The sequence below is a fragment of the Algoriphagus mannitolivorans DSM 15301 genome (assembly GCF_000429425.1).
Taxonomy (GTDB): Bacteria; Bacteroidota; Bacteroidia; order Cytophagales; family Cyclobacteriaceae; genus Algoriphagus; species Algoriphagus mannitolivorans.
In genome coordinates this window covers 462,058-487,080 of the sequence record NZ_KE386902.1, presented here as the reverse complement: position 1 = coordinate 487,080, position 25,023 = coordinate 462,058, and the positions used below count along the sequence as shown (strand labels likewise).

The window sequence follows — 25,023 nt, the reverse complement described above, 5'->3', positions numbered from 1 at the left end:
CATCCTTTACCGATAAATCTTTAACTATCTCTTGATGCCAATCAATAGTGCCATGGGGTATTAATCCAGATTTCTCCGGGCTATCCCCCTGTAAAGGGTAGGTTGCATACGCGTTACGCACCCGTGCGCCGCTCTCATTGAAGTATTACTCCCCCAACTGCCGCTCGACTTGCATGTATTAGGCCTGCCGCTAGCGTTCATCCTGAGCCAGGATCAAACTCTCCATTGTATATTGTCTATTTGTTAGTACACAGGATAAAACACCTAAGTGTTATACCCGCGCCTTCCTCAGGTTTTTATTTTGCCTTACAACATTTCAAAGAACTTACTCCGGACTTCCCCGGATTCGTCTGAAAACCGCCGTCTCCGGCCTGATTCCATCCTCGTTTTTCTGTTTTGGATTCCCCGTTCCTTCCGAACAGGGTTGCAAAGGTAAGAGATCTTTTTTACTCCGCAAGAAGAAATTTGAAATATTTTTTTTCTTTTTCCTCCGCTTTTAATCTCCTGTCAATGCTCTACTTTCAAAGCTTTCCCACTCTCCTTTCGCCTCGCCTCCCGCTTTCCCTCGACCCCGTTTGCGTCGATTGGGAGTGCAAATATCGGGAGATTATTCTTCAACGCAAGAGCAGTGCAAGAAATTTCCTTAAAATTCCAGTAACTGGCTGATGATGAAACATAAATTTTTTCAGAAACAAAAAAGCCCTGCAGAACTTCTCTACAGGGCCTGGGTTTCTAATTATTCTGAAAATTAAAGTGGTTTAACCACAATATTTCGCCAATATACCTTTATACCTCCTCCATCATGGATTTGTAACAGAATTCCTCCTTTTCCTTCTCCAATTTTGTCATCCACAAAATCAACCATCTCCTGTCCGTTCAAATAGGAAGTAACTCGGTTTCCTTTTACCACAATCTTCATTTTATTCCACTCTCCGAATTTAAGCGCTTTGTCTTTTTCCGGATCAGGCTTGATTAACCAGCCTCTGCCATAGGATTCATAAATCCCACCTGTATCATGCCCTGGAGGTGCAACCTCTACTTGCCAACCAGAAACCTTCGTTCCATCCACTGTGGACCGGATAAAAACCCCACTGTTTCCATTGGCTTCCTGTTTAAATTCCAAAGTCACCTCGAAATCATCAAAATTTTCCTCAGTTCCCAAATAACCATACCCTTTGTCTGGCCCACTTTCAGAAATCAGCAAACCATCTTCCACGTACCATTTTTCAGTTCCGTAAATCACCCATCCGGTAAGGTCTTTTCTATTGAATAGCTTTTTCTTTTTCTGAGCAAAGGTCACTTGGGCAATAAGGAGCAATAGCCCCATAATCATTATTTTTTTCATAGAGGTTTTATTTTGATGTTTTTGAACCATACAGCATCTCCATGATCCTGCAAGGCGATTAGTCCCTTTTTCGCAATTTTATAATCTGGAAAATCATTCCACTTTCCTGAGTTTCTTCTGGTATTCCAATCCTCAGAATACGGTACAAACTCTACTGTTTTCTTTCCATTAAGCCAATAACTGGATCCTTTAGTCGAAAAAACAATCTTGGACGTGTTCCACTCCCCAGCTGGCTTTACCGCTCCTTCGTAATCCGGCTCATACATCGCATAATCTGCACCGATGGACTGCCATTTTTCCAGAGGCTGAGCAAATCCTAACTGATCAATCACCTGATATTCCGGACCAGTATAATAAGGAGCCTTGTATTTTGGCCCTTCCACTACGTGATAAAAGACCCCACTATTTCCTCCCGGAGAGATTTTCCAGGTGAATTCAAGTTCAAATTCCTCGAACTCCATTGGTCCAAACACAATGTCTCCCCCAAAATCTTCGCCCCCAGTGGCACCAAGTCCTTTCATTGCTCCATCTTCAATGATCCAATTCGGTGGAGTGGAATCACCATTGAAAGCTCTCCAACCATCCATGGATGTCCCGTCAAAAAGCAAAAACCATCCTTCTGATTTTTCATCTTCAGTCAACGTGTTGTCTGGGACAACAACTACCTCCTCTGCCGTCTCGACATTTTCTTCAGTAGATTTAGGGGCACAGGCTACACCCATAGCCACAAATGCTCCAAACAGGAGAAACTTTTTTATCATAGTTTATTTGGTTATTAAACTTTTCACTTCAAATCGTAGATGACTGAATGAGCCTTCGCTTTCCATATATAGCCATCTTCGAAGCAGAAAAGTTAATTAAATTTTTTATTAAAGTTTAATTAATATGATTCATTTTTTCATTAATTAGAGAGAACCTTCAAAAGGCTTGGTCCAAATCAAGGAAGTAGGAGGCAGATTTCAACAAGCGGCTACCATACCACGAAAACATCTCTCCATCCACCAGCAAAATTTTGGAATGAGGAAAAATAGCCTGAAAACTCTTCACTTCCTTTTCTTTGAATGGATAGGGTTCTGAGCTTAATAAAATATAGTCTGGCTTAGAATTTTGGATTTCCTCCAAATCTAGTTCTGGATACCGGTTCTTGGTTACCAAATTTTCAAAACCAGCCCTCCTAATTAAATCGTCGATAAAAGTGTTTTTCCCTGCTGCCATCATGGGATTATTCCATATCAAATAGATGCAGCTTCCTCTTGAGGGAATTTTAGAAAAAAATGAATCCTTAATTCTCTGGCAAATATGAATTGCACTTTCAGTTGTACCGGTGATTTCCCCAACCCTTTGGATCATTTCTAGGGCATCTTCCAAATGGTAAATATCACTCATCCAAACCGGATACTTCTTTGCCAGTTCCTCGATTCCTTTTTGGTCGTTTTCCTCTTTATTCCCTAAAATCAAATCCGGCTTTAAGGAATCGATCACTTCCATCCGGTAATTTTTGGTGCCTCCTACAATAGTTTTAGTCTTTTTGAGATGAGAAGGATGGACACAAAACTTAGTAACTCCCACAATTCTTTCTTCCAAACCCAAATCTACCAACAATTCTGTCTGGGAAGGAACCAAGGAAATGATCCGCTGGGGAGATCTGGGAAGTAATATCGTTCGGTCAAGTTGGTCGGTGAATTTCATCGGGAAAAAAGTTACTGGCTATTGGTTATTGGATAGACCAAAGTTTGACCTAATCTCAATAACCAATACACTATTAACTTATATACCTGAAATCAAAGCTAGGATCGAAATCGACCAAAAACTCATACATCAAATTAATCACTTGCTCGATATCCTCCTTGCTGGCAGTTTCCACTGTGGTGTGCATATATTTCAGGGGAAGTGAAATTAAAGCTGAAGGAACTCCTTCGTTTGAATAGGCAAAAGCATCAGTGTCTGTTCCAGTACTTCTTGAAGCTGCAGCTCTTTGGAAAGGGATATCTTTCTTTTTCGCTGTTGCGATGATTAGATCCAAAAGCTTTTTATGAACCGAAGCTCCATAGGTCAAAACAGGACCTTTCCCGGCTGTCTGATCTCCACTGGTCACCTTATTATATAATGGAGCAGTCGTATCATGACAAACGTCTGTGATTATGGCCACATTCGGTTTGATCCGATGAGCAATCATTTCCGCTCCCCGAAGTCCAATTTCTTCCTGAACGGCATTCACTACATACAATCCAAAAGGAAGTTTTTTCTTGGACTCCTTTATTCTTCTGGCCACTTGGGCTATCATATAACCACCGATTCTATTGTCCAAAGCTCGTCCTGACCAGAACTTCCCATTTAAATCAATGAGCTCATCCTTAAAAGTAATCACGCAACCCACGTGGATGCCCATTTCCTCAACCTCTGCCTTGGATCTTGCTCCGACATCGATAAAGATATTGTCCAAAGTAGGCGCATCTTCTTTTCCCTCTTTCCGAACATGAATCGCAGGCCACCCAAATACTCCAGGAATAATGCCCTTATCAGTATGGATGTTCACGCGCATGGAAGGAGCAATCATATGATCCGATCCTCCATTTCTGCGAACATAGATATACCCATCGTCCTTGATGTAATTCACAAACCAGCTGATCTCATCGGCATGGGCCTCGATGACAACTTTATATTCTGCCTCAGGATTGATTACTCCCACGGCAGTTCCATAATTGTCGGTGAAATAAGTGTCTACAAAAGGCCGGATATAGTCCAACCAAATCTGCTGCCCAGAGGCTTCAAAACCTGTTGGGGATGCGTTGTTGAGATAGGTGGTGAGAAAGGAAGTTGGCTCTTTCATTTAGGTTGAGTTATTGGTTATTGGTTATTGGTTATTGGTTATTGGTTATTGGTTATTGGTTATTTTAACTGGCTTTTGAGATACTTTATGTAGCCGTTTAGCAATTTAAGAGTGTCATTGTATAATATTCGGAAATCACCAAGTTCTTCATTTGTGATATAGTTTTCTTCTCTCGCAATTATCAAATGATCCAAGGTCTCTGTCAAAGAACCTCTTGCTACACGACAAAATTGAATGTTTTCTTGAAAGTGAAACCTTCCAAATCCTTCAGCAATGTTATTAGTAACTGATCGTGAAGATCTCAAAGTCTGAGAAGTAAGCGCGTATTTCTCCTGACTTGGAAATTTCTTACAAAGTCCAGAAACGAAAATTCGAAGTTCTCTCCCCTTCTTCCATACCTCTAGGTTTTCAAACGAGCTAATCTCCATAATTCGAATTTTCAATAACCAATAACTAGTAACTGATAAACTCAAAGCGGAATATTCCCGTGTTTCTTCCTTGGCAGCTTATCCACTTTGTTTTCCAGCATTTTGAAGGCTTTGATGAGTTTGATTCTGGTTTCGGAAGGGAAAATTACTTCATCTATGAACCCTCTGTGAGCGGCTCTGTAAGGATTGGCAAACTTGGCCGTGTATTCATCCACTTTTTCCTGGAGCTTGGCTTCTGGATCTTCTGCTTCCGCGATTTCCTTTTTGAAAATAATCTCAGAAGCTCCCTTGGCTCCCATGACCGCAATTTCTGCAGTTGGCCAGGCATAGTTCATGTCCGCTCCGATATGCTTGGAGTTCATTACATCATAGGCTCCTCCATAAGCTTTTCGGGTAATGACCGTGATTCTTGGAACAGTAGCCTCTGAAAAAGCATAGAGCAGTTTTGCTCCATTGACAATAATTCCATTCCACTCTTGATCAGTTCCCGGTAAAAAACCTGGCACATCCACCAATACTAGCAAGGGAACATTAAAGCTGTCGCAGAATCTCACAAACCTGGCGGCTTTGATCGAAGCATGGTTATCCAATACTCCGGCCATGGATTGGGGCTGATTCCCGACAATCCCGATACTTCTGCCTGCGATCCTGGCAAAGCCCACTACAATATTGTCGGCATAATTTTCATGGACCTCCAAGAATGACTCCTCGTCCACGATCCCCCGAATGACATCACGCATATCATAGGGGTGGTTTGGATTTTCAGGGACCAAAGTATCTAAAATCTTACGGGTCTCGTCTTTTTTCAGCTCATATGGATAGACTGGAGCCTGGTCCTCGCAATTCTGTGGGATGTAGCTCAGCAATCTTTTGATGTGATTCAGTGCTTCTACTTCATTGGCACAGGCAAAATGAGTCACACCAGACTTGGTGCTATGTGCAGAGGCGCCACCTAACTCTTCGGCAGTGACATTTTCCTGAGTAACTGTCTTTACCACATTAGGTCCTGTCACAAACATGTATGAAGTATTTTCCACCATCAGGATAAAATCCGTAATCGCTGGGGAATAAACGGCTCCCCCTGCACAAGGCCCCATGATCGCAGAAATCTGTGGGATCACACCGGAAGCCAAGGTGTTTCGGTAAAAAATATCCGCATAGCCTCCCAAGGAATTTACGCCTTCTTGAATCCTGGCTCCTCCAGAGTCATTCAATCCAATCACAGGAGCTCCATTTTTCATGGCCATGTCCATGATTTTGCAGATTTTTTCTGCATGAGTTTCGGAAAGAGATCCACCAAAAACCGTGAAATCCTGAGAAAAAACATAAACTAACCGCCCGTTGATTTCTCCATAGCCGGTTACTACACCATCTCCTAGATAATGTTCTTTATCCAGACCAAAATCCTTGGATCTGTGCATGACGAATTTGTCAATCTCCTGAAAGGTGCCTTCGTCCAAAAGCAAATCAATCCGCTCCCGGGCCGATAGTTTCCCTTTTTTATGCTGGGCGGCGATTCTGGCGTCCCCTCCACCTTTTAGGGCTTCTTCATTTTTACGTTTTAAAATTTCGAGTTTCTGTTCGTTGCTCGATGAGGTATAGATGGGTTTATTCTGATCTGTCATAGTTTATTATAAAAGAGTCCTCAAATATAGCCCCTTGATTGGATTGGAAAATTGAAAAATTGGAAGATTGGAAAATTGCCTATCTGTATTCTATTGCTTTTTAAGCAATTCCCAGAATAGGATTAATTGGGCGCCCCTTGAACTTTTCAAAAACTTTCTATATTCGCCCATCCAAAAATTTTGGCTGAAAAGATATGAGTACCCGAAAGGCAGCAGTGATAGACATGGGCACCAATACCTTCCATCTCTTATTGGTGGAACTTAACGGTGTGGATTTTAAAACTATCTATAAAGAGAAAATTCCGGTAAAACTGGGACAGGGTGGAATCAGCCAAAATCAACTTGCTCCAGATGCTCAAAAAAGAGCTTTTCATACCTTAAAACATTTCAAAAACCTGATCGATGGAGAACAAATCGATCAGGTTTTTGCTTTTGCTACCTCAGCAGTCCGGAATGCTGAAAACGGACAGGACTTTGTGTCAAAAGTCAAAGAAGATATCGGCATTGATATTCATGTCATTTCCGGAGAGGAAGAAGCCCAGCTCATTTATGAGGGGATCAGCCTTTCGGGTTCGCTCAACGGACATGTGAATCTTATGATGGATATTGGAGGAGGATCGGTGGAGTTCATCATCGGGACCTCACAGGAGGTTTTATGGAAAAGAAGCTTCGAAATTGGTGGACAGCGGTTGCTGGACGCTTACCATTACCATGATCCGATATTGCCCGAGGAAGTTGAAAAGTTGGAGGCTTATTGCGAAGAAAAACTTCAGCCTCTTTTGGATGCTATTCGCCGCTATCAACCCACAGGTCTGGTAGGTGCTTCTGGTACTTTCGACACCCTCACCGATATCTATTTTGAGTCAATGCTCCAGTGCAAACTCACCGGGCAGCATGTTTTTGAACTTCCTAGGGAAGATTTTGAAAAGATATTTAAAATGTTAATCTCCAAAAATAGGGAAGAGCGTCTCAAGATCCCCGGCATGATCGCCATGCGGGTAGATATGATTGTAGTGGCTAGCTGTCTGATTGAGTTTATTTTGCGGTATGTTCCAGTGAATGAAATCATCTGCTCTCATTATTCCCTGAAAGAAGGGGCCGTTTCCAGATTACTTGCAGAAAATCCAGTCAAGTAAAATCAATCCCCTCTTTAGCTTAGATCCTTATACACCTATTAAGATTACTGAATTCCATGGCCTTGCAAACCTTTTCCTACGACCAACTTTTCCGTTTTACCTTCGAAATGCTGATGAAAATCGGATGTCCCGAGGCAGATGCAAAAATTGGAGCAGAGGTTTTGCTTTCTGCAGATCTAAGAGGAGTAGATAGTCATGGAGTGGCTAGACTTTCAGGTTATGTGAGACTTTGGGAAAAAGGAAGAATCAATCCCAAGCCACAAATGAAGGTCGTCTATGAAACTCCTTCCACAGCAGTGGTAGATGGAGATAGCGGACTCGGTCTAGTGGTTGCTCCATTTGCGATGCAGGTGGCTATAGAAAAAGCCAAAAATGTAGGCACTGGCTGGGTTTCTGTCAAAAACTCCAATCATTATGGGATTGCAGGCTACCACGCCATGATGGCTTTGCAGCATGATATGATTGGTATTTCTCTGACCAATGCCAGTCCATTAGTCGCTCCGACTTTTTCAAGAGAAAGACTTTTGGGAACAAACCCAATCTCTGTGGCAATTCCGGCTAATGAAGAACCAGCTTTCGTAGCCGATATGGCGACGACCACAGCCGCCAACGGAAAACTGGAAATCTTGCAAAGAAAGGGACAGGATACCCCAAGTGGCTGGGTTCAGGATAAAACAGGAAATCCCACCGTTTCCGCCAATGGAGTCAAAGACGGAGGAGCACTGCTGCCTTTAGGAGGTGACCGGGAGCACGGTTCGCATAAAGGGTATGCTTTGGGTTCAATTGTGGACATTTTCTCTGCTGTCCTTTCCGGGGCAAATTATGGTCCTTGGGTCCCTCCTTTTGTAGCCTTCCTCGATCCTCTTCCCAATCTAGTCGGAGAAGGAATCGGTCACTTTTTTGGAGCCATGCGGGTAGATGCCTTTCGCCCGGCTGATGAATTCAAATCCCACATGGACAATTGGATCCGAAGATTCCGATCTGCGGAAACTACTCCTGGGAACGAGAAAGTAATTATCCCCGGTGATCCGGAAAGAGAACTCGAAACCATTCGGATGAAAGAAGGAATTCCTTTGTTGGACCCAGTGGTTCAAGATTTGACCGCTCTGGGGGAAAAGTTTGGGGTGAGGTTTTAATTTCGGATTTGGGATTTCGGAATTAGAATTTCAGATTCGAGAATTGATTTTACTAGATCGAATTCCCTAAATTGAATTCTAATGAGCAATTCTCCTAAAAAATATAAACTGGACAGAACTAAATTTCAAGCACGAAATGCTTCTGAGCAATTTAACTATGGCCAAGAACACCGAATTCTGACTTGGCAAGAACGAATTCAAATTCATCAATATTTAAATAGCATTGCATACGGATTTGATTTAGAAAATCCCCCAAGGATGGACAAGACTTTTTTTCAGATCAAGGTCAGAAAGTAATGGGAAATATTTTTCAAGAAGATTTTAGAGAATTCCTAAATGCCCTAAATAACCAAAATGTAGAATACATTCTAGTTGGAGAATTTTCAGTTATCATCCATGGCTAATCCAGAACTACCGGTGACTTGGACATTTGGGTTCGGAAAACCAAAGAAAATTACAAGAGGCTAGAAAAAGCATTTTCCCATTTTGGAATGCCCGTATTTGATATGACAGAGACAAATTTTTTATTCCATCCTGAATGGAACGTTTTTTCTTATGGAAAATCTCCAGTGGCAATTGACATTATGACGGAAGTAAAAGGCCTAGACTTTGATCAGGCATTCCTACAATCAAAAATTTATGAGGATGCAGGCCTACAAATTAGAACCCTACACAAAAACGATTTGCTAAAGGCTAAAAGGGCATCTAATCGATCGAAAGACCTTGATGATTTAGAAAATCTCAGCTAAAAAATCTGAAATTTTTATAAAAAAACCGCCCCACAACGCTGCAAGACGGTTTTTGATTCAAGTTAATCACTCAGTTTAGATCTATCCGGTCAGTCCCGGATTATACTTATCATCAATTCCATCCCCCTCCAAGTGCCTGATAGACATTTACCAAGGCATGCAGCTGATCTCTCTTGGTTTCAATCAATTCCAACTTAGCTTCCAAAGCATCTCGCTGGGTCAGCAATACTTCCATGTAATCGGCCCTTGCTGATCTAAAGAGATTGTTGGAAATCGAAATGGAAGAAGTCAAAGCCTCCACCTGTTGGGTTTTCAGCGCATAACTTTTCTCCAAATTGGAAATCAGGGCAAGCTGATTCGCCACTTCCAAATATCCATTCAAAATGCTTCGCTCATAATTAAACACAGCCTGCACCTGCTTGCTTGTAGCTGAATTGTAATGCGCCTTGATCGCATTTCTGTTGATCAATGGAGCGACCAAATCTCCCGCGAAAGAATAGATCAAAGACTCAGGGGTTGTCACCAGATACTTGGGATTGAAAGCCTGAAATCCCAACCCGGCCGTAATCCTGAATTGGGGGTAAAAGTTTGCTTTGGCCACTTTTACATCCAGCTTGGCGGCTTCCAGGTCCAGTTCTGCTTGCCGGATATCCGGACGGTTGGCGAGTAGCTGAGAAGGAAGGCCAGCTTCAATTCGCTTGGGAATTAAGCTTTGAAAAGCTCCTGAATTCCTTAGAATGGGTTGAGGAAATCTTCCTAAAAGCAAATTGATCTTGTTTTCCTCTTCCGTGATCTGTTGGTGTATCAGGTAGATCAGGCTTTTATTTTTCGCCACCTCTGCTTCGAATCTCTTCACCGCTAACTCCGTCACTTTTGCAGCTTCCTTTTGCATTTTTACAATCTGAAGGGCATTGGTCTGGATTTCGATGTTCTGGTTCAGAATCTCCAGTTGATTGTCCAATGCCAGCAATTCGAAATAGGAATTGGCGATCTCGGCGACCATTTGGGTCACCATGAAATTTTTCCCTTCCACGGAAGATAGGTAATTGAATACCGCAGACTTCTTGGCGTTTCTGAGCTTTTTCCAAACGTCCAGTTCCCAAGAAGCAAAGGCTCCAACCATCACATCGGATAAAGGCTCGGGAAATTCCTTCCCTTCTTTAATCTCATGGTTGGCCTCCACTACCCCATCCCGGGTGTATCGACCTACCTTGTCCATTCCCCCTCCTGCTTGTAAATCGACAAAAGGAAGATATTCCCCTTTCTTGGCTCTCACTTCATTGTTGACAATGTTGATTTCCTGTAGCAGGATGTTCAATTCCTGATTATGTACCAATGCCGTATCGATGAGAGCGATCAGGTAAGGATCTGTAAACAGACTTTTCCAGGGCTTTAGCTCTGCTTCCTCTGAGGCAGAAGTTTGGCCAAAACTTATAGGTACGGCCTTATTTTCGGTTTTTAGGGAAGTCTCGGAAACTTTACAGCCCCAAACCAAAAGGATCAGGATAGCAAAAACCAAAGACTTTTTGATGCTTGTATTACTCATGACTGATGGCATTTTTGGACAGTAATTTTTTGATTTTTTTCAGGATAGCTGACTCCTTCCGGGATTGGCTATCAAATTCGCTCAGTGGAGTCTCGTCTTCATCCCGAATCAACTTTCGACCTTCCGCCAAACTGCCAAATATGTAATAGAGCCCCGGTACGATAATTACTCCGAAAATGGTTCCGAACAGCATCCCTCCTAAGGCGGAAGATCCGATGGTGCGGTTACCGATCGCTCCTGGACCAGTAGCAATCACTAAAGGAATCAAACCAGCGATAAAGGCAAAAGAGGTCATCAAAATCGGCCGAAACCTGACTTTGGCTCCTTCAATAGCAGCATCCAAAACAGAAGATCCTTGCTGATGTTTCTGAACAGCAAACTCCACGATCAACACCGCATTTTTACCCAAAAGCCCTACCAGCATGATCAAACCGATTTGGGCATAGATGTCATTGGCCAAGCCCATAGACTTCAGCAACAGGAAAGAACCAAATACCCCGGCTGGAAGAGAAAAGACTACCGCCAAGGGGATGATGAAGCTTTCATACTGGGCAGCCAAAACCAAATACACGAAGATCAAAACGACTACGAAAATATAAATCGCTTCATTCCCTCTTCGGGATTCATCATAGGAAAGCCCTTCCCAGGCAATATCATAGCCATTGGGAAGCGTCTTTTCGGCCACTTCACGAATCGCTTGGATCGCATCCCCACTCGTATACCCCGGAGCAGGCACCCCTTTGATGGAAGAAGAAGTGTACAGATTAAATCGAGTGATTTCGTTTGGTCCCTGAGTTTTTTCCATCCGCATAAAAGAGGAGTAAGGCACCATTTCCCCATGTTCACTCTTGATAAACAGGTTGAGGATATCGCTGGGCAGCTTTCTGTATTCCGGAGCAGATTGGGTGTAAACCTTAAAGAAGTTTCCAAAACGGATAAAACCCTGCTCGTAAGTACTGCCGATCAGGACGTCTAGGTTTTCCATGGCTTTACCGATGGAGACTCCTTTTTGCATCGCCAGCTCATTGTCAATGATCAGCTCATACTGCGGATAATTGGCTGCGAAAAAGGTGAATAGTCCGGTTAATTCCGGCCTTTTCTTCAATTCGGCCATAAAATCCGCATTGACTTTGTCAAAATCCTGGTAATCTATGGTGCTGTTTTTATCCAACATTCGTAGGGAGAATCCATCAGAAGAACCATATCCCGGAACTGCAGGAGGCTCAAAGTACTCGATCACTGCACCCAAATCCTTGGTTTTTTCCTCGAGCTCCTCGATCACCTCATGCACCGAGTGATGACGCTGAGACCAGTCCTTTAAGTTGATCAAACAGGTACCCGCATTGGATCCCCTGCCTTCGGTCAGGATTTCATACCCTGCCAGAGAAGACACAGATTGAATCCCATCGATCTCCTCTGCGATTTTCTGTAGTTCCCTCGACACCTCATTGGTACGTTCCAAGGTAGATCCCGGAGGAGTCTGGATGATGGCATAAATCATCCCTTGGTCCTCATTGGGAATAAATCCGGAAGGGAGGGTTTTGTCCACTGCGAAAATCCCGAAGGCAAACGCCGCCAACATACCCCAAGTGACCACCCTCCTGTTGACGATCAATTTGAGTAGGCCTATGTATTTGCCGGTCAGTTTTTCAAACTTTCCATTAAACCAATCCAAAAACTTATCTACCGGAGATTTCCTGCGCTGCTTACCATGATTGTTTTTCAAGATCATCGCACATAGCACCGGGGTCAAAGTCAGCGCCACCACCCCTGATAGCACAATGGCACTGGCCATGGTGATCGAAAACTGCCGATAGAATACCCCAACCGGTCCAGTCATAAAGGCAACAGGAACAAAGACTGCCGTCATAATCAGGGTAATCGCGATGATAGCCCCACTGATTTCACCCAAAACCTTTTTCACGGCTTTATAGGGTGACAAATGCTCCTCTTCCATTTTGGCATGAACAGCCTCCACCACCACAATCGCATCATCCACCACAATTCCTATCGCCAGTACCAAGGCGAAAAGCGTGATCAGGTTGATCGTCAGTCCAAAAACCTGCATGAACACAAAGGCTCCGATCAAGGAGACCGGCACTGCAATCGCTGGGATCAAGGTAGATCTCCAGTCACCCAAAAACAGGAATACCACTAAAGCCACCAACACGAAGGCTTCCAGCAGGGTGTGCATGACCTTATCGATAGAAGCATCCACAAACTTGGACACGTCGTAGTTGATTTCGTAACTCATCCCCGGAGGGAAGTCTTTCTCCAGTTCTTTAAGTTTGAGCTTTACATCTTCGATGACCTTACTGGCATTACTTCCGATGTTTTGCTTCAAAACCATGGAGGCAGCGGGATATCCATCCTTGTTGGAATAAATATCAAAGAATTCACTTCCCAACTCCACTTCCGCAATGTCCTTCAGCTTCAGGATTTCTCCTTCAGGATTGGCTTTAACAATAATATTCTCATATTCTTCCGGCTTGTTGAATCGGCCCTTGTAGGTCAACACATATTCGAGAGATTGGGCGGTCTTACCGGATGCCTGGCCCAATCGCCCTGGACGTCCAATCACGCTCTGTTCATCGATGGCTTCCAATACTTCCTCGGTAGAAATATTGTAGGCTCTCATCCGATCTGGCTTTAGCCAAACCCGCATCGCATACTGCCGGCTACCCAAAATCTGGGCGCGTCCCATTCCCGGAATACGGGCCAGTTCGGGAAGAATATGAACATTGGCGTAATTGTAAAGAAACTTCTCGTCCGCATTCTTATCTGTAGAAAACAGGTTGACATACATCAACATACTCGGCTGGATAGGGGTAATGATTACACCCTCCCTTTGTACCAGAGGGGGAAGATTATTCATCACCTGGTCCACCCTTGTTTTTACATTGACTACGGCAGCATTGGGATCAGTTCCGGGTTCAAACACCACCTGAATAGTGGCCTCTCCGGCACTGGTGGCATCGGAAATGATGTACTGCATACCCTGTACTCCATTGATGGCTCGCTCCAGAGGAATGAGGGTTGACTCTACCAGTACCTGCGCACTGGAACCGGGATAGGCAATGAAAATATTGACCCTAGGAGGGGCAATTTCCGGAAACTGGGATACTGGCCGGGTGTTGATGGCCAGAATTCCCAAGAAGATGATGGCCAAAGAAATAGCTATCGCTAGGACAGGCCGTTGAATAAATTTACTAAACATCCTTTTTCAAGATTTAGATTGAAATTTTATTCAGCGTGAAGCTTGTTCAGGCCTGCGATGACTTTCTCCTGAGACACAAAATCAAATTTGATTTTTTGATTGTTTTCTACCTTTCTCAAGCCCTCAATGAGAATCTTGTCTTGAGCTGTAATTCCATCCTTGACCACAAAAAGGTGGGGCATTTCAGCCAAAATGTGAATTTCTCGAGATTGGACAGTTCCGTCTTCCGTCACGACATAGACATACTTCTTATCCAAAATCTCAAAGGTTGCTTTTTGCGGAATGATCAGCGCTTGGGTGAGAGGAATCGGCATTTTGATATTTCCGGTTTCTCCATGTCGGAGGATGCTCTTTTCATTGGGAAAGGTCGCCCGGAAGGCAATATTTCCGGTCTCGTTATTGAAGTCAGATTCGATGGTCTCAATTATTCCCGGATTGGGAAAATTGCGGGAATTAGCCATTTGAAAAACCACTTTGGGAAGGTTCTCCAAAGAATTGCTTGTCACCAAATCTAAGTATTCCGCCTCTGGGACATTGAAATACACCCACATGTTGCTGTTGTCCGACAGGGTAGTCAGCAGCTCCCCTTCCTCCAACATACTTCCCAACCGGACTTGGAATCGTCCCATAATTCCGTCAAAAGGGGCTCTGATCTCAGTAAATCCCAAATGGGCATTCGCAAGATTTAGCTCTGCATTAGCTTTGGCCAGTTTGGCTTTCGCCAAGGCCAATTCATTGGCAGAAACGATATTGGAGTCTGCCAGACTCTTGGTGTTCAGGTATTCTATTTCGACGAAATTCGCCTCTGCCTTAGCCTTTTCCATTTCGGCTTGATAGATCAAAGGCATGATTTTAAACATCAACTGGCCTTTTTTGACCCGCTGACCTTCATCTAAATAGATTTTCTCGAGGTACCCTTTTTCTAAAGCCCTCAATTCGATGTGCTGGATGGAATGCACCTGACTTACATATTCCTTGTAAATCAGCGTGTCTTTTTCGATTGGACTGGTGACCAGGAAGGTTCCTGCTTCCTCGCCGCCATGGTGATTGGATTCACAACTTGCATGAAGCAAAAGAGCAGCTAGCCCCATGCCCATGAGAATTCTACTTTTCATGTTGAAATGCTTTTTAAGTACTGAAGTGATTAATGAATTGCTCGAAAGAGCGAGGAATAGAAAAGTTCACAAACCTCCCCCTTTGCGGCAGATTTTGGGTCTCGCAATTGAAAGCTGTGGTAAAGGCAGACTAAAATTCAGCCTTTTGAAAAAGTCCTAAATCAGAAATACTTGGATGACCAAATGAATCCTTGGCGAGGATAGAGGGGAATAATGCTTACAGAAATGTAAGATTTTGGTAGTGTAATACTCGATATCTCCCAATACGAGAGATTTGAAAACCTCAGAAAGAAATGACTCGGCTCCAGCAAACTTCAACCGGCTTACAGGAATCTCATCCTTTTCTTCCAGATTCTCAGTTTCACAAGCCAGTCCTTTACTGCCTGTAGAAAAAATTGTGGTTTTGAGAATTTCATGGTCCAAAGTGGACGTCATGATTTCCTGAACTTGATGCTGAAGATCTACCTCTTCTTTGGTCTGCTCATGAAGACCTCTAATCTGCGAGTAGGCAGAAAAAATATTTCCAAATCCTATCGATAGGATTACGGAAAAGGAGAGGGCAAAACGAACGAGATACTTCGACATCGATCACAAAGCTATGTGGCTTTTTTTCGAATGACAAAAATTATTGAGTTATTTTTTTTCTAACCAAACCAATAACACATTGACGAAAAATCAACAAACCCTTATATCAGTTCGAAAAACCATAATTTTTCATTAAAAAAATCATACCCCTAGATTGCCCTTAGGATATAGAATCACCCTTTTTTCCATCCACCCTGACATTGTCGCCTCTTGTCCTGGGCTTATTTGCTTCTCAGAGGGCTTTTTGTAAATTGAAATTCAACAAGTCTCTAAACCCAACAACCTATGAATCAATTCAACAGAAGAGATTTTCTGAAAGGATCCACCGCTTTAGCCACCTTGGCAAGTTTTGGACTTTTAGGAATGGACTTCAAAGATCAAGCTGGCCCAATCCGAGTGGCTTTAATCGGAACCGGATGGTATGGCAAATCGGACCTTTTCCGTTTGATCCAAGTAGCAGATGTCGAAGTCGTCGGACTCTGTGACCCAGATAAAAATATCCTGAAAGCCGCCGGAGATCTGGTGGCCACCCGCCAAAAATCCGGGAAAATCCCTCCTTTATACGAAAATTACAAAGAGCTTCTTGCTAAGGAGAAGCCGGAATTTGTTCTAATCGGATCTCCGGATCACTGGCATGCCTTGATGGCCATTGATGCCCTGAAAGCCGGAGCTCATGTGTACTTACAGAAACCCATTTCTGTGGATGTCATCGAAGGCGAAGCCATCTTAGCCGCTGCCCGCAAATACAAGAAAAAAGTCCAAATCGGTACTCAGCGAAAAAGTACCCCACACTTGATCACGGCCAAAAAAGAGGTGATTGATAAAGGGCTTCTAGGCAAAATTTCCCATGCGGAGATTTGCTGCTATTTCCATATGCGCGCCAATGGAAATCCTCCCGTTGAGCCGGTTCCTGATTTTTTCAATTATGACCTTTGGACTGGACCTGCTCCACTTCGTCCGTATGATGGATTGCCACATATCCGATGGTGGAGAACCTTCATCGAATATGGAAACGGAATCACCGGAGACATGTGTGTACACATGTTGGACACCGTTCGCTGGATGCTCAAGCTGGGTTGGCCGACACAAATCACCTCAACAGGGGGGATTTTTGTCCAAAAAGAAGGGAAATCCAACATTTCCGATACCCAAACTGCCATCTTCGAATACCCTGAACTCAATGTCGTCTGGCAGCACCGCACCTGGGGAAATCCAGTGGATCCAGAGTATCCTTGGGCTTTCAAGATATTCGGAGAAAAAGGCTACCTCGCTGGCAGTACCATGAAAGCCGAATTTGTACCCTATGGGGAAGGAAAAGAGAAAATCATGTTTGACTTGGTATTGGAAAAAGAACAGTATCCAGAGGATGTGACCGAAGAAAGAATAGAGTTAAATGCAGCTCCTGCTACCCGTCTCCACATGAAAGATTGGCTGAATGCCGTGGAAAAAGACACTTTGCCCATCGCAGACGTGGAAGAAGGACATATCTCTACGGCTTCCTGTATCCTGGCAAATATCTCCATGGATCTGGGCGGAAGAGTGATCAAGTACGATCCGAAAACCAGAACAGTTATCGGCGATCCTGAAGCTACTGCCAAACTTCGCAGGCCTTATCGGGCACCTTATGTGCATCCGGAACCGGACAAGGTCTAATCGGATGCTTCGGCGAGCTCAGCACAAGGGTTTGAAATTTGAGATTTGAAATTAGATCCCGGACATTGACTTGTCCGGGATTTTTCATTGCAAGGCCAATCAAATAAATATTGAAATTTCATTATTTATCCCTGCAATTTTAAAATTGGATTTTAAAATTGCAGGGATAAGACTTTAGGACAAGCTACCCAAGAATTAAATTTTTATCCTCGATATTTTAAAATATCGAGGATAATTCTCTCTCAGTAAAGCATTAATTCATTAGTAGAATCAGCTTTCTGGGGATTTAACTTTATACCTGTAAAAAACATTGTAATCCATTTCCACTTCGGATTTGGGTTTGATATAGAGCATATCATTTTTGTCAAAATAGTGGACGTTTCCTTGAATAGGTAAATCCTTCAATGGGAAGCTCTCCCCAAACTGATTTACTATAATGTACTTGTATTTCCAATACTTTTTAAAGGCCTCGTTGAATTCTGGATCATTCCTATAATTCGGATTTCTGGCTTGATATTCATCTCTTACCGCCACAGGAATCTCTGTATGGAATTGGATCAAAAAATATTGGCTTCCAGCTTTAAGGTCAGAAAAACTGGGGTAAAGAAAATAATCATCATTTGGATTAAAGTCAAGCCGATCATTTCGGTCAGGATGGCTTATGAGTGATTCTTTCACAGGAATCAACTGTTGATTTTCCCATCGATACAGAAAAAACTGATTCCCAACGGGAGGTAAAATCCCAATTAATCCCTGCATTTCCAAGGCTTGCACAAAAGGGAATACATACCCTTTCCATTCTCCTGCTTTTCTGTGGCCCCAGTTTTCCGGGAAAGAATTGAACCTCCAAAGTGAGTCCGATTCCGAGTCATAGACAAATCCTGCTTTTGCATGAGAATAAAATTCCCCCATTTGCCAGCTATTTGTTCTAATTTCAGGTTCAATTGAATTTGCCTCAGTGCCCACTAAAAGCGTCTTTCCATTAGATCGAAAGAGAGAAAAACTGACTTTGTAGAGATTAAATTCAATTATAAAGGTGCCTAATGACAAAGGAGGGCTTTGCTGAATAATCTTAAAATCTTGGTTGAAAAAATTTAATGGCATCCCGCCTTCCAGATCTTTCACTATCAGATTTCCTTGATCGAAAATCATTTCTACCGGCAATGCAACCTGATTGGGAGCTTCTCCCTTAATATCTAATGTATCTAAAATCTCCCCTTTTAAATCGGTCAAAAGGATCAGGTTCAATGAACGGTCTTTGAATATCATTCGTCCATCCCCGGCATCTACCGCCGCAAGGGTCAAGTCATAAAAAGAATCTACCACGACCGAATCCACCCATTCCAATTCCACTTCAAATCCGGAGGCTTCTCCCACACTTTTTTCCTCACCACAACTCCAAATCCCCAAAGTAAGAATCCCAAAAATAAATACTTGTCTCATAGTGTTTTCTTATAAATCCTTGAATTGATTTAAAAAAAGGTCAACCAAGCCCAATTTATATTTATGCTAGTTTTTTCACCTTCCTCCACATCATCACAGGCAAAATCCAGAATACTCCCAGCAGACTAAATACCAATCCACCGATAGTCCCGATTGCCAAGGAAAACCAAAAGATTTCATTTTGCCCTTCAATCAAAAACGGGATCAATCCAAAGCAAGTAGAAAGCACAGTCAGCAAAATCGGGATAGCTTTTCCGGCGATGGATTTCAGCAAATTTCGATTGAACAGGCCTTGCTTCCGGTTATTGAAATCATTCAGAATAAAAATCCCGGCATTGACGGCTAGTCCTCCCAGCATCACAAAAGCGGCATAACCGCCCTGGTCAAAGTAGAAGTCAAACAAAGAGAAAATCAAAAACAGCCCGATAAAGCTGATCGGAATCAAGAAGATGATCAAAAAGGGCTGTCGGAAATTTTCGAATAGAATCGTACAGATAAAGAAAATTCCCACGATCAATAATGCCAACAACCCATATTGCCGCTTGGCTTGGGCACTGTTCCAGGACCATTCCTGCTTTTTGGCTTCGTATCCGATCGGCATTTCGGCTTTCTGTTCTTTCAGGACTTCCTCCAGATATTCATTTCCAAACTTAGCCGAACCCATGTATTCAAAAGAAACGATCCGGATATACTGCCGATCTTCTTTATGCAGGGCATTGGTGGTCGTTTCCAGATTTAATGACCCAAAATCAGAGATTTTTACAATTTTTTCTTCCCCACTGATCAGGCTTTTTTGCTCCAGATCGTATTTGGAAAAAGCAGGAGCCTGTTTTTCCTGAATGATCACTCCATAATTTTGGTCGGCAAGATTCAGATAGGTCGAGGGTCGCTGAGATTCCGAGAGATCCTGCAGCGTATTCACCAATTCATACTGGGAAGTTCCCCCCAAGGCAATTTGAGTCTGATCCAACCTGAGGACATACTCCTGGGTTTTTTGTTCGTAATAGTTCAGCCGTTCGTTGGTATTCACGGTCTGAATCCGCTTGTGACGAAGGAGCTTTTCGGCCAGTTTGGCGGATTGACGCTCGAGTTCATCGAAATTGTAGCCTTTCATTTCCACCCGGAAAGAAGGAATCTGATCCCCTCCACCTCCGGTGTAAAAGCCTTGTCCGACCCCATAAATATTCCACTGGGCTCCACTCCAATCAGTGGATTTCACAGACAATTTTCCCTTGAGCTGATAGGGCAATGCTCCTCTTTCATAGGCTTCTTTGAAGGTAATCACAATCTGAGCGTATTGTCCGGAGACTACTTGGGTCACAAACTGATCAATTCCCCCCACCCCTTTCAGATACTCCTCAAACTCCCGCATGATAAAGTCCATCTGCTCCAGCGTATTCCCAAAAGGAAGCCTTGCCGTCACATACAAGCGGGTTTTTTCTGGCTCCCGATAGGAACTTTTCTCATACACTCCCCGGACAAACATCCGCAAAGATCCACCCAGTGCCTTATCCACATAGGGCCGGATTTCTTCCTGGTAAAAGGTATTGCCCACCGTTTTATTGTACCACTCCTGCCCTTCCCATTTGGAGGGCAAGAAAAAAATCGGAGTACCAAATAGCAGCAACACTCCGAAAAGAAATGTCTTTCGAAAACGGGCCGTTCCACCGATCATTCGCTCATAGCGATTCATCCAGCCAACTCTATTTCGGAGTTGGGAAAGGGTCAGTTTTCTTCCTTGTTTTTGCTTTTCTCCGAAAAGAACCTGGTAAAAAGCCGGGGTGAAAAACAAAGCCACCAACAAACTCACCCCCAGCATGACCGATACCACAATGGAAAATTCTGTGAGATTTCTTCGATCCTCCTCCGGCAGCAAGAGCACCAACAGCAAGGCAGCAACGGTGGTCAAAGAAGCCGCCAGTAAGGCCAGAAATACCTTTCGGTTTCGGTATTTATGCAGGTGATCGATCATCACGATCGCATTGTCCACTACCAAGCCAAAGCTGATCGTCAGACCTGCAATGGAGTACAAATGAATATCTACTCCCAAAAAATAGAGGATCATGGATGTCAAACTCAAGTTGATTACAATCCCCAAAAACAGAATGCTGAGGTATCTCCAATTGCGGTTAATCAGGAAAATAAAGGCGATCAGGATCAAAATCGACAAGCCGGATCGCTGGTAGATTTTGTTGAGTTCCTTCTCCAAAAACTCGGTATCGTCGTTCTCCAATCGAAGTTCGGTACCCGCGGGAAGATTGATTTTGGCAGCTTCGAGGGAGCTTTTCAGCTCCTTCGCCAAGAGCACCTTATTCACCCCATCCCGGTTGTAAATGCTCAGGGTGACGGAATTATTCCCGTTGATCCGGTAAAAATTGATGGGCTTGGCTTCTTCCAAAGAGACCTTGGCCAAGTCTCTCAGGCGGATCTCCTTCCCTGAAACTTGGGCAACCATCAGATTTTCCAACTGCTCCAGGTCATGGAGTTTTCGATCCAATGTCACAAACAAGGTCTCTCCCCGGGAATTGAACACGGTACCCGGGTACTTTTGCCCAAAAGCCGTGGCGATTCTTTGCTGGAGCATAGCCCGGCTGATGCCAAAAGCCTGCATTTTTTGCACATCGAAGGTGACAAACAGCTGCAATTCGTTAGCCCCTCTGACTTGAACCTCCTCTACTTCTGCGAAGCGGGTCACGGCGGGCTTTAGAACATCTTCGGTGATTTTACGGATCTCAAAAGATGCAAAAGGCCCATTCACGCTATAGGTCAAAATCGGGGTTTTGAAATCAGAACGGGATTGGGCACTTTGGGTAACCACCGGATAGCTCAGGCGCTCGTCCAGTTTGGGATAGACCTGGCGAATCAGTGCCAGTACCTCAAATTTTTTCAGCTCCATGTCCGCCTTTTTGTCGAAGCGAAGCGTGATGGAACCCCGGTCATAATTGGAGACCGACTCGATCTTTTTCAGTTCGGTCAACTGAGAAAAAGCTCCTTCCAGCGGAGAGGTTGCCAGTTTTTCGATTATTTCAGGAGAAGACTGCGGGATAGAAAAGCTGATTGAAAGTACAGGTTCCCGCTCTCTGGGATTCAAATCCACGGATAGCAAGGGAACTGTGGCGAAGCCCAGAATTCCCAAAACCACAAAAGCAATCAGAACCCGGAATGGTGTCATAGCTTTTCCTTTTTGCCTACCGTCACCTCCAAAAACCAATACATCAGCGGCACGAAATACAATGCCGTCAACGTTCCAATCGTCAAACCTCCAATCACCGCATACACCAAGGGCCTTTGCAGATCCGCACCCAATCCCGAACTGAAAATAATCGGAATCAAAGCCAAAATCGTCGTGATCGAAGTCATCAAAATGGGCTTGAGCCGGATTTTTCCGGCCTCATGGAGTGCCGCCTCCAAAAGTGGAAATCCACTCAGGCCTTTTTCCAATGAAAACTGAACCTTCAGCCGGTTAATGGTATCAATCTTCAGGATCGCGTCATTCACCATGATCCCCAGCATCACTACCAAACCAATCGCCGACATCACATTCAAAGTCGAGCCTGTCAGCAGGAGAATCAAAAATGCCCCTCCGATCCCTAAGGGCAGGGTAAACACCACAATCAAGGGCTGCACGAAACTCTCAAACTGGGCCGCCAGAATGAAGTAAAGCAGCAAAACTGAAATCCCGAGAATGGCAATGAGTTGGCGGACGTTTTCCAGATCTTTGAAATACTGCCCTTTGACATCTACCCCGAGATTTTTGGAAATCCCCCAATCCAAATAGGCTTTTCGGTTTTTATCCGGATTTTCAGCCCTGATCTCCAAGCTTTGGTAAATGCCTCCCCGGTCTGCGGTGACATATTTGTATTGATCAGCGTAGCGATAATCCACAAACTCTCCCAGCAGATAAGAAGTACTGTCCGAGGCATAAACCCGAGTATTCCGAAGCAAATCCTCAAATCGCCCCTGATTTTCCCGGAGGCGAATCGGCGTCACTTCCCCAAATCGCCGGATATCTGTAATGGTAAAAACCCCGAACAATTTGGAAAGCTGATCCTGAACATTTTCCACGGGGATTTGGTACAGGGCAAGTTTGTCAGCTAGCAGACTGAAAATAACTGAACTTTCTTCCTGCAAACCCGGACCAGGAACCCAGTTTTTCTCCGGGAAATCCTCCAGCCAGGGCTTCATTTGGGAAGCAGGGATCGGTTTTTTCTGAGTCAAATCCTTCCATCTGACTTCGTAATACGGCATGCTGGAACTGAACAACTGATCAAAGGCATTCGGGGCATCCCCCAAAACAAAAGTGGCCAGAGGATATTCCTTCCCTATCCGGGTTCTGAGGATTTCCAATTGTTGGTCTTTTTCAGTTTCTGAGGAAAAAAGGAGATATAGCAGGGATTTTTGGATGGAATTGTCTCCGTCAAAAAGCAAGAACTGCCTCACCCCTACATCGGCCTCCGCCTGGGCAAAGGTCTCCAAGCCGGATATAAGTTGGAGCATGCGGTCCCGGTTTTGGGCAGCAGATATCGGTTCATTCCAGTCGATCTCCAGCGTGGCATCCGTTTTTTCCAGTTCCGGCAAACCGGTGGTTTTCAACACCCAGCCCAAACCCATGCCTACAGGAATCAAGATCAAAAATCCGATCAATGCCACTTTTTTCCGAAGGAAAATCCACTCGAATCCTCGCTCATATACCCCCAAAACCCGCTGAAAAAGCACGGGTTCTCCTTTGCTGGAATCACTTTTTCCCACCCTGAAAATCAACCAATACAACAAGGGCAAGAGCACAAAGGCCACCAAAAGGGAAACAGAAAGGATAGCTGCCACTGCGACTGCCTGATCGTAGAACAAGGCTCCCGAAATCCCACTCAAGAACACGAGCGGAACAAATACCGCTAAAGTGGTGAGTACAGAACTCACTAAAGCCCCCATCACCTCGTTGGCGCCCTGCACACAGGCTTCGAAAAGAGGAAGCCCAGACTCCCGCTTCCGGGTGATGTTGTCCAGCACAATGATCGCATTGTCAATCAGCATCCCGATTCCTAAAGCCAAGCCGGAAAGGGAAATGATGGAAATGGAGATATCGAAAAAGTAGAAAACCAGAAAGCTGATCAGGAGAGAAGTCGGCAAACTAATCCCCATAATCAGGGGAATCCGAAAATCTTTGATGAACAAAAACAAGACGGCAAAGGCGAAAATCCCCCCAAACAACAAGCTGGTCCCCAAATTGGAAATAGCGGCATTGAGGAGGTTGCTTTGATCTTGAGTGAGCGCAAACTCCACCTGAGGGTAGTCCTCCCGGAAATAGTCCAAGGACTTTTTCAGCTCGGGGATCAATTCGTTCATTTTGGCGGAAGCCTGTTTGTGAACCGTGATGACCAAGCCCTCTTCCATTCCAAACAGATGATAGCCCAACATTTCCTGAGTTTCATAGCGCACCTGGGCCACTCTTACCAGAGGGACAATAGTTCCATTGGGAGATCTGACTGGCAAAGCTGCAATGTCTTCCGGGGTATCCACCCGGGTGGCCAATCTCAGGAAATAGCGAAACTGACCATCCTTGACCGAAATCCCGGGAAGTTCGGCATTTCCGGCCTGCACGGCTTCGATCAGATTTTGCTGAGTCATCCGCAAAGCCGCCAAAGCTTCCAAGTTGGGCTGCACGGAAATAATCCGCTCCCGCTTCCCGTTGATATCCACCAAAGAGACTCCCTGCAACTGCTCAATCCGCTTTTTCAGCACATTCTCCGTGAGCAAACTCACCTCCACGGCATCCGAATTGGCTTTGGGGATCACTTGGACTCGGGCGACGGGGATATCGGAAGTATTTATCCGGATCACCTCGGGACGTGGAAGATCCTTGGGAAGGGAATTGGTCAGGCGGTCGATCTTTTCATTGACTTCGATATACGCCAATTCCATTCGGGTGCCATAATCGAAAGTCAGCCGAACCGTCCCGATTTCGGAGCCTGCCTTGCTTTCCATTTCCTCCAGGCCATTGAGCGTGATCAGACCCTCACGGACTTGTTGAAGGACATTCTGCTCGATGGATTCTGGGGAAGCATTGGGATAAGTGACCTTGACTACGATCTGGGGAACGTCGATCGGAGGCAAAAGAGAAATCGGCAACAAGCGCAAAACGATCCCTGAGAATACCAACAGGGCCAAAAAAGACATCAATACCGCAATGGGCCGCTCCAGCAAAAATCGAATCATCC

17 protein-coding genes and 1 rRNA gene are annotated in these 25,023 nt (G+C 44.3%); 4 read left to right on the top strand and 14 right to left on the bottom strand.

The window, feature by feature from the left end; translation table 11 throughout:
- The 7 genes from G458_RS0119220 to G458_RS0119185 form a co-directional block, all read right to left on the bottom strand.
- Nucleotides 1-229: ribosomal RNA gene (locus tag G458_RS0119220) — 16S ribosomal RNA — on the bottom strand; the annotation flags it as partial.
- 519 nt (nucleotides 230-748) lie between these two features.
- Entirely contained in the window at nucleotides 749-1,345 is a 597-nt protein-coding gene (locus tag G458_RS0119210; protein ID WP_026953345.1) for a 3-keto-disaccharide hydrolase, read from the bottom strand.
- The gene (locus G458_RS0119205) at nucleotides 1,342-2,106 is read right to left on the bottom strand and encodes a 3-keto-disaccharide hydrolase (RefSeq protein ID WP_026953344.1); all 765 of its coding nucleotides are present in this window, start codon (nucleotides 2,104-2,106) and stop codon (nucleotides 1,342-1,344) included. Before G458_RS0119205 ends, G458_RS0119210 begins: the two co-directional genes overlap by 4 nt.
- A 157-nt stretch (nucleotides 2,107-2,263) precedes the next feature.
- On the bottom strand, nucleotides 2,264-3,034 hold the full coding sequence (locus tag G458_RS0119200; protein WP_026953343.1) for an ABC transporter substrate-binding protein: 771 nt from the start codon (nucleotides 3,032-3,034) through the stop codon (nucleotides 2,264-2,266).
- Between the two features lie 73 nt (nucleotides 3,035-3,107).
- Complete coding sequence (locus tag G458_RS0119195) at nucleotides 3,108-4,175, bottom strand: M42 family metallopeptidase (protein WP_026953342.1); 1,068 nt, start codon at nucleotides 4,173-4,175, stop codon at nucleotides 3,108-3,110.
- Nucleotides 4,176-4,234: 59 nt separating this feature from the next.
- Complete coding sequence (locus tag G458_RS0119190; protein ID WP_035468493.1) at nucleotides 4,235-4,603, bottom strand: four helix bundle protein; 369 nt, start codon at nucleotides 4,601-4,603, stop codon at nucleotides 4,235-4,237.
- 41 nt (nucleotides 4,604-4,644) lie between these two features.
- The gene (locus tag G458_RS0119185) at nucleotides 4,645-6,228 is read right to left on the bottom strand and encodes an acyl-CoA carboxylase subunit beta (protein WP_026953340.1); all 1,584 of its coding nucleotides are present in this window, start codon (nucleotides 6,226-6,228) and stop codon (nucleotides 4,645-4,647) included.
- 194 nt (nucleotides 6,229-6,422) lie between these two features.
- Here G458_RS0119185 and G458_RS0119180 point away from each other — a divergent pair, with 194 nt between their 5' ends.
- The 3 genes from G458_RS0119180 to G458_RS22020 all read left to right on the top strand — a co-directional run bounded on the left by G458_RS0119180 (nucleotide 6,423) and on the right by G458_RS22020 (nucleotide 9,249).
- Complete coding sequence (locus tag G458_RS0119180; RefSeq protein WP_026953339.1) at nucleotides 6,423-7,364, top strand: Ppx/GppA phosphatase family protein; 942 nt, start codon at nucleotides 6,423-6,425, stop codon at nucleotides 7,362-7,364.
- Between the two features lie 56 nt (nucleotides 7,365-7,420).
- A complete protein-coding gene (locus G458_RS0119175) occupies nucleotides 7,421-8,500 on the top strand; it encodes an Ldh family oxidoreductase (RefSeq protein ID WP_035468491.1) in 1,080 nt (359 codons plus the stop codon).
- Nucleotides 8,501-9,006: 506 nt separating this feature from the next.
- On the top strand, nucleotides 9,007-9,249 hold the full coding sequence (locus G458_RS22020; RefSeq protein ID WP_245579297.1) for a hypothetical protein: 243 nt from the start codon (nucleotides 9,007-9,009) through the stop codon (nucleotides 9,247-9,249).
- Nucleotides 9,250-9,361: 112 nt separating this feature from the next.
- On the opposite strand, the gene G458_RS0119160 is transcribed toward G458_RS22020, so the two are convergent.
- The 4 genes from G458_RS0119160 to G458_RS0119140 all read right to left on the bottom strand — a co-directional run bounded on the left by G458_RS0119160 (nucleotide 9,362) and on the right by G458_RS0119140 (nucleotide 15,712).
- Complete coding sequence (locus tag G458_RS0119160) at nucleotides 9,362-10,795, bottom strand: TolC family protein (RefSeq protein WP_026953336.1); 1,434 nt, start codon at nucleotides 10,793-10,795, stop codon at nucleotides 9,362-9,364.
- Complete coding sequence (locus G458_RS0119155; protein WP_026953335.1) at nucleotides 10,788-14,012, bottom strand: efflux RND transporter permease subunit; 3,225 nt, start codon at nucleotides 14,010-14,012, stop codon at nucleotides 10,788-10,790. Before G458_RS0119155 ends, G458_RS0119160 begins: the two co-directional genes overlap by 8 nt.
- 26 nt (nucleotides 14,013-14,038) lie before the next feature.
- Complete coding sequence (locus G458_RS0119150) at nucleotides 14,039-15,127, bottom strand: efflux RND transporter periplasmic adaptor subunit (protein WP_026953334.1); 1,089 nt, start codon at nucleotides 15,125-15,127, stop codon at nucleotides 14,039-14,041.
- A 156-nt stretch (nucleotides 15,128-15,283) separates the two neighbouring features.
- Complete coding sequence (locus tag G458_RS0119140) at nucleotides 15,284-15,712, bottom strand: hypothetical protein (RefSeq protein ID WP_026953332.1); 429 nt, start codon at nucleotides 15,710-15,712, stop codon at nucleotides 15,284-15,286.
- 285 nt (nucleotides 15,713-15,997) lie between these two features.
- Here G458_RS0119140 and G458_RS0119135 point away from each other — a divergent pair, with 285 nt between their 5' ends.
- Entirely contained in the window at nucleotides 15,998-17,365 is a 1,368-nt protein-coding gene (locus G458_RS0119135) for a Gfo/Idh/MocA family oxidoreductase (RefSeq protein ID WP_026953331.1), read from the top strand.
- Between the two features lie 270 nt (nucleotides 17,366-17,635).
- On the opposite strand, the gene G458_RS0119125 is transcribed toward G458_RS0119135, so the two are convergent.
- The 3 genes from G458_RS0119125 to G458_RS0119115 form a co-directional block, all read right to left on the bottom strand.
- Nucleotides 17,636-18,808: a hypothetical protein gene (locus tag G458_RS0119125; protein WP_026953330.1), complete on the bottom strand. Its 1,173-nt coding sequence runs from the start codon at nucleotides 18,806-18,808 to the stop codon at nucleotides 17,636-17,638.
- Between the two features lie 61 nt (nucleotides 18,809-18,869).
- Nucleotides 18,870-21,980 carry an efflux RND transporter permease subunit gene (locus G458_RS0119120; protein ID WP_026953329.1) on the bottom strand — a complete coding sequence of 1,037 codons (3,111 nt, stop codon included), beginning with the start codon at nucleotides 21,978-21,980 and terminating at the stop codon, nucleotides 18,870-18,872.
- Complete coding sequence (locus tag G458_RS0119115) at nucleotides 21,977-25,021, bottom strand: efflux RND transporter permease subunit (RefSeq protein WP_026953328.1); 3,045 nt, start codon at nucleotides 25,019-25,021, stop codon at nucleotides 21,977-21,979. The genes G458_RS0119120 and G458_RS0119115 overlap by 4 nt, the downstream gene beginning before the upstream one ends.
- Between the last annotated feature and the right edge of the window lie 2 nt (nucleotides 25,022-25,023).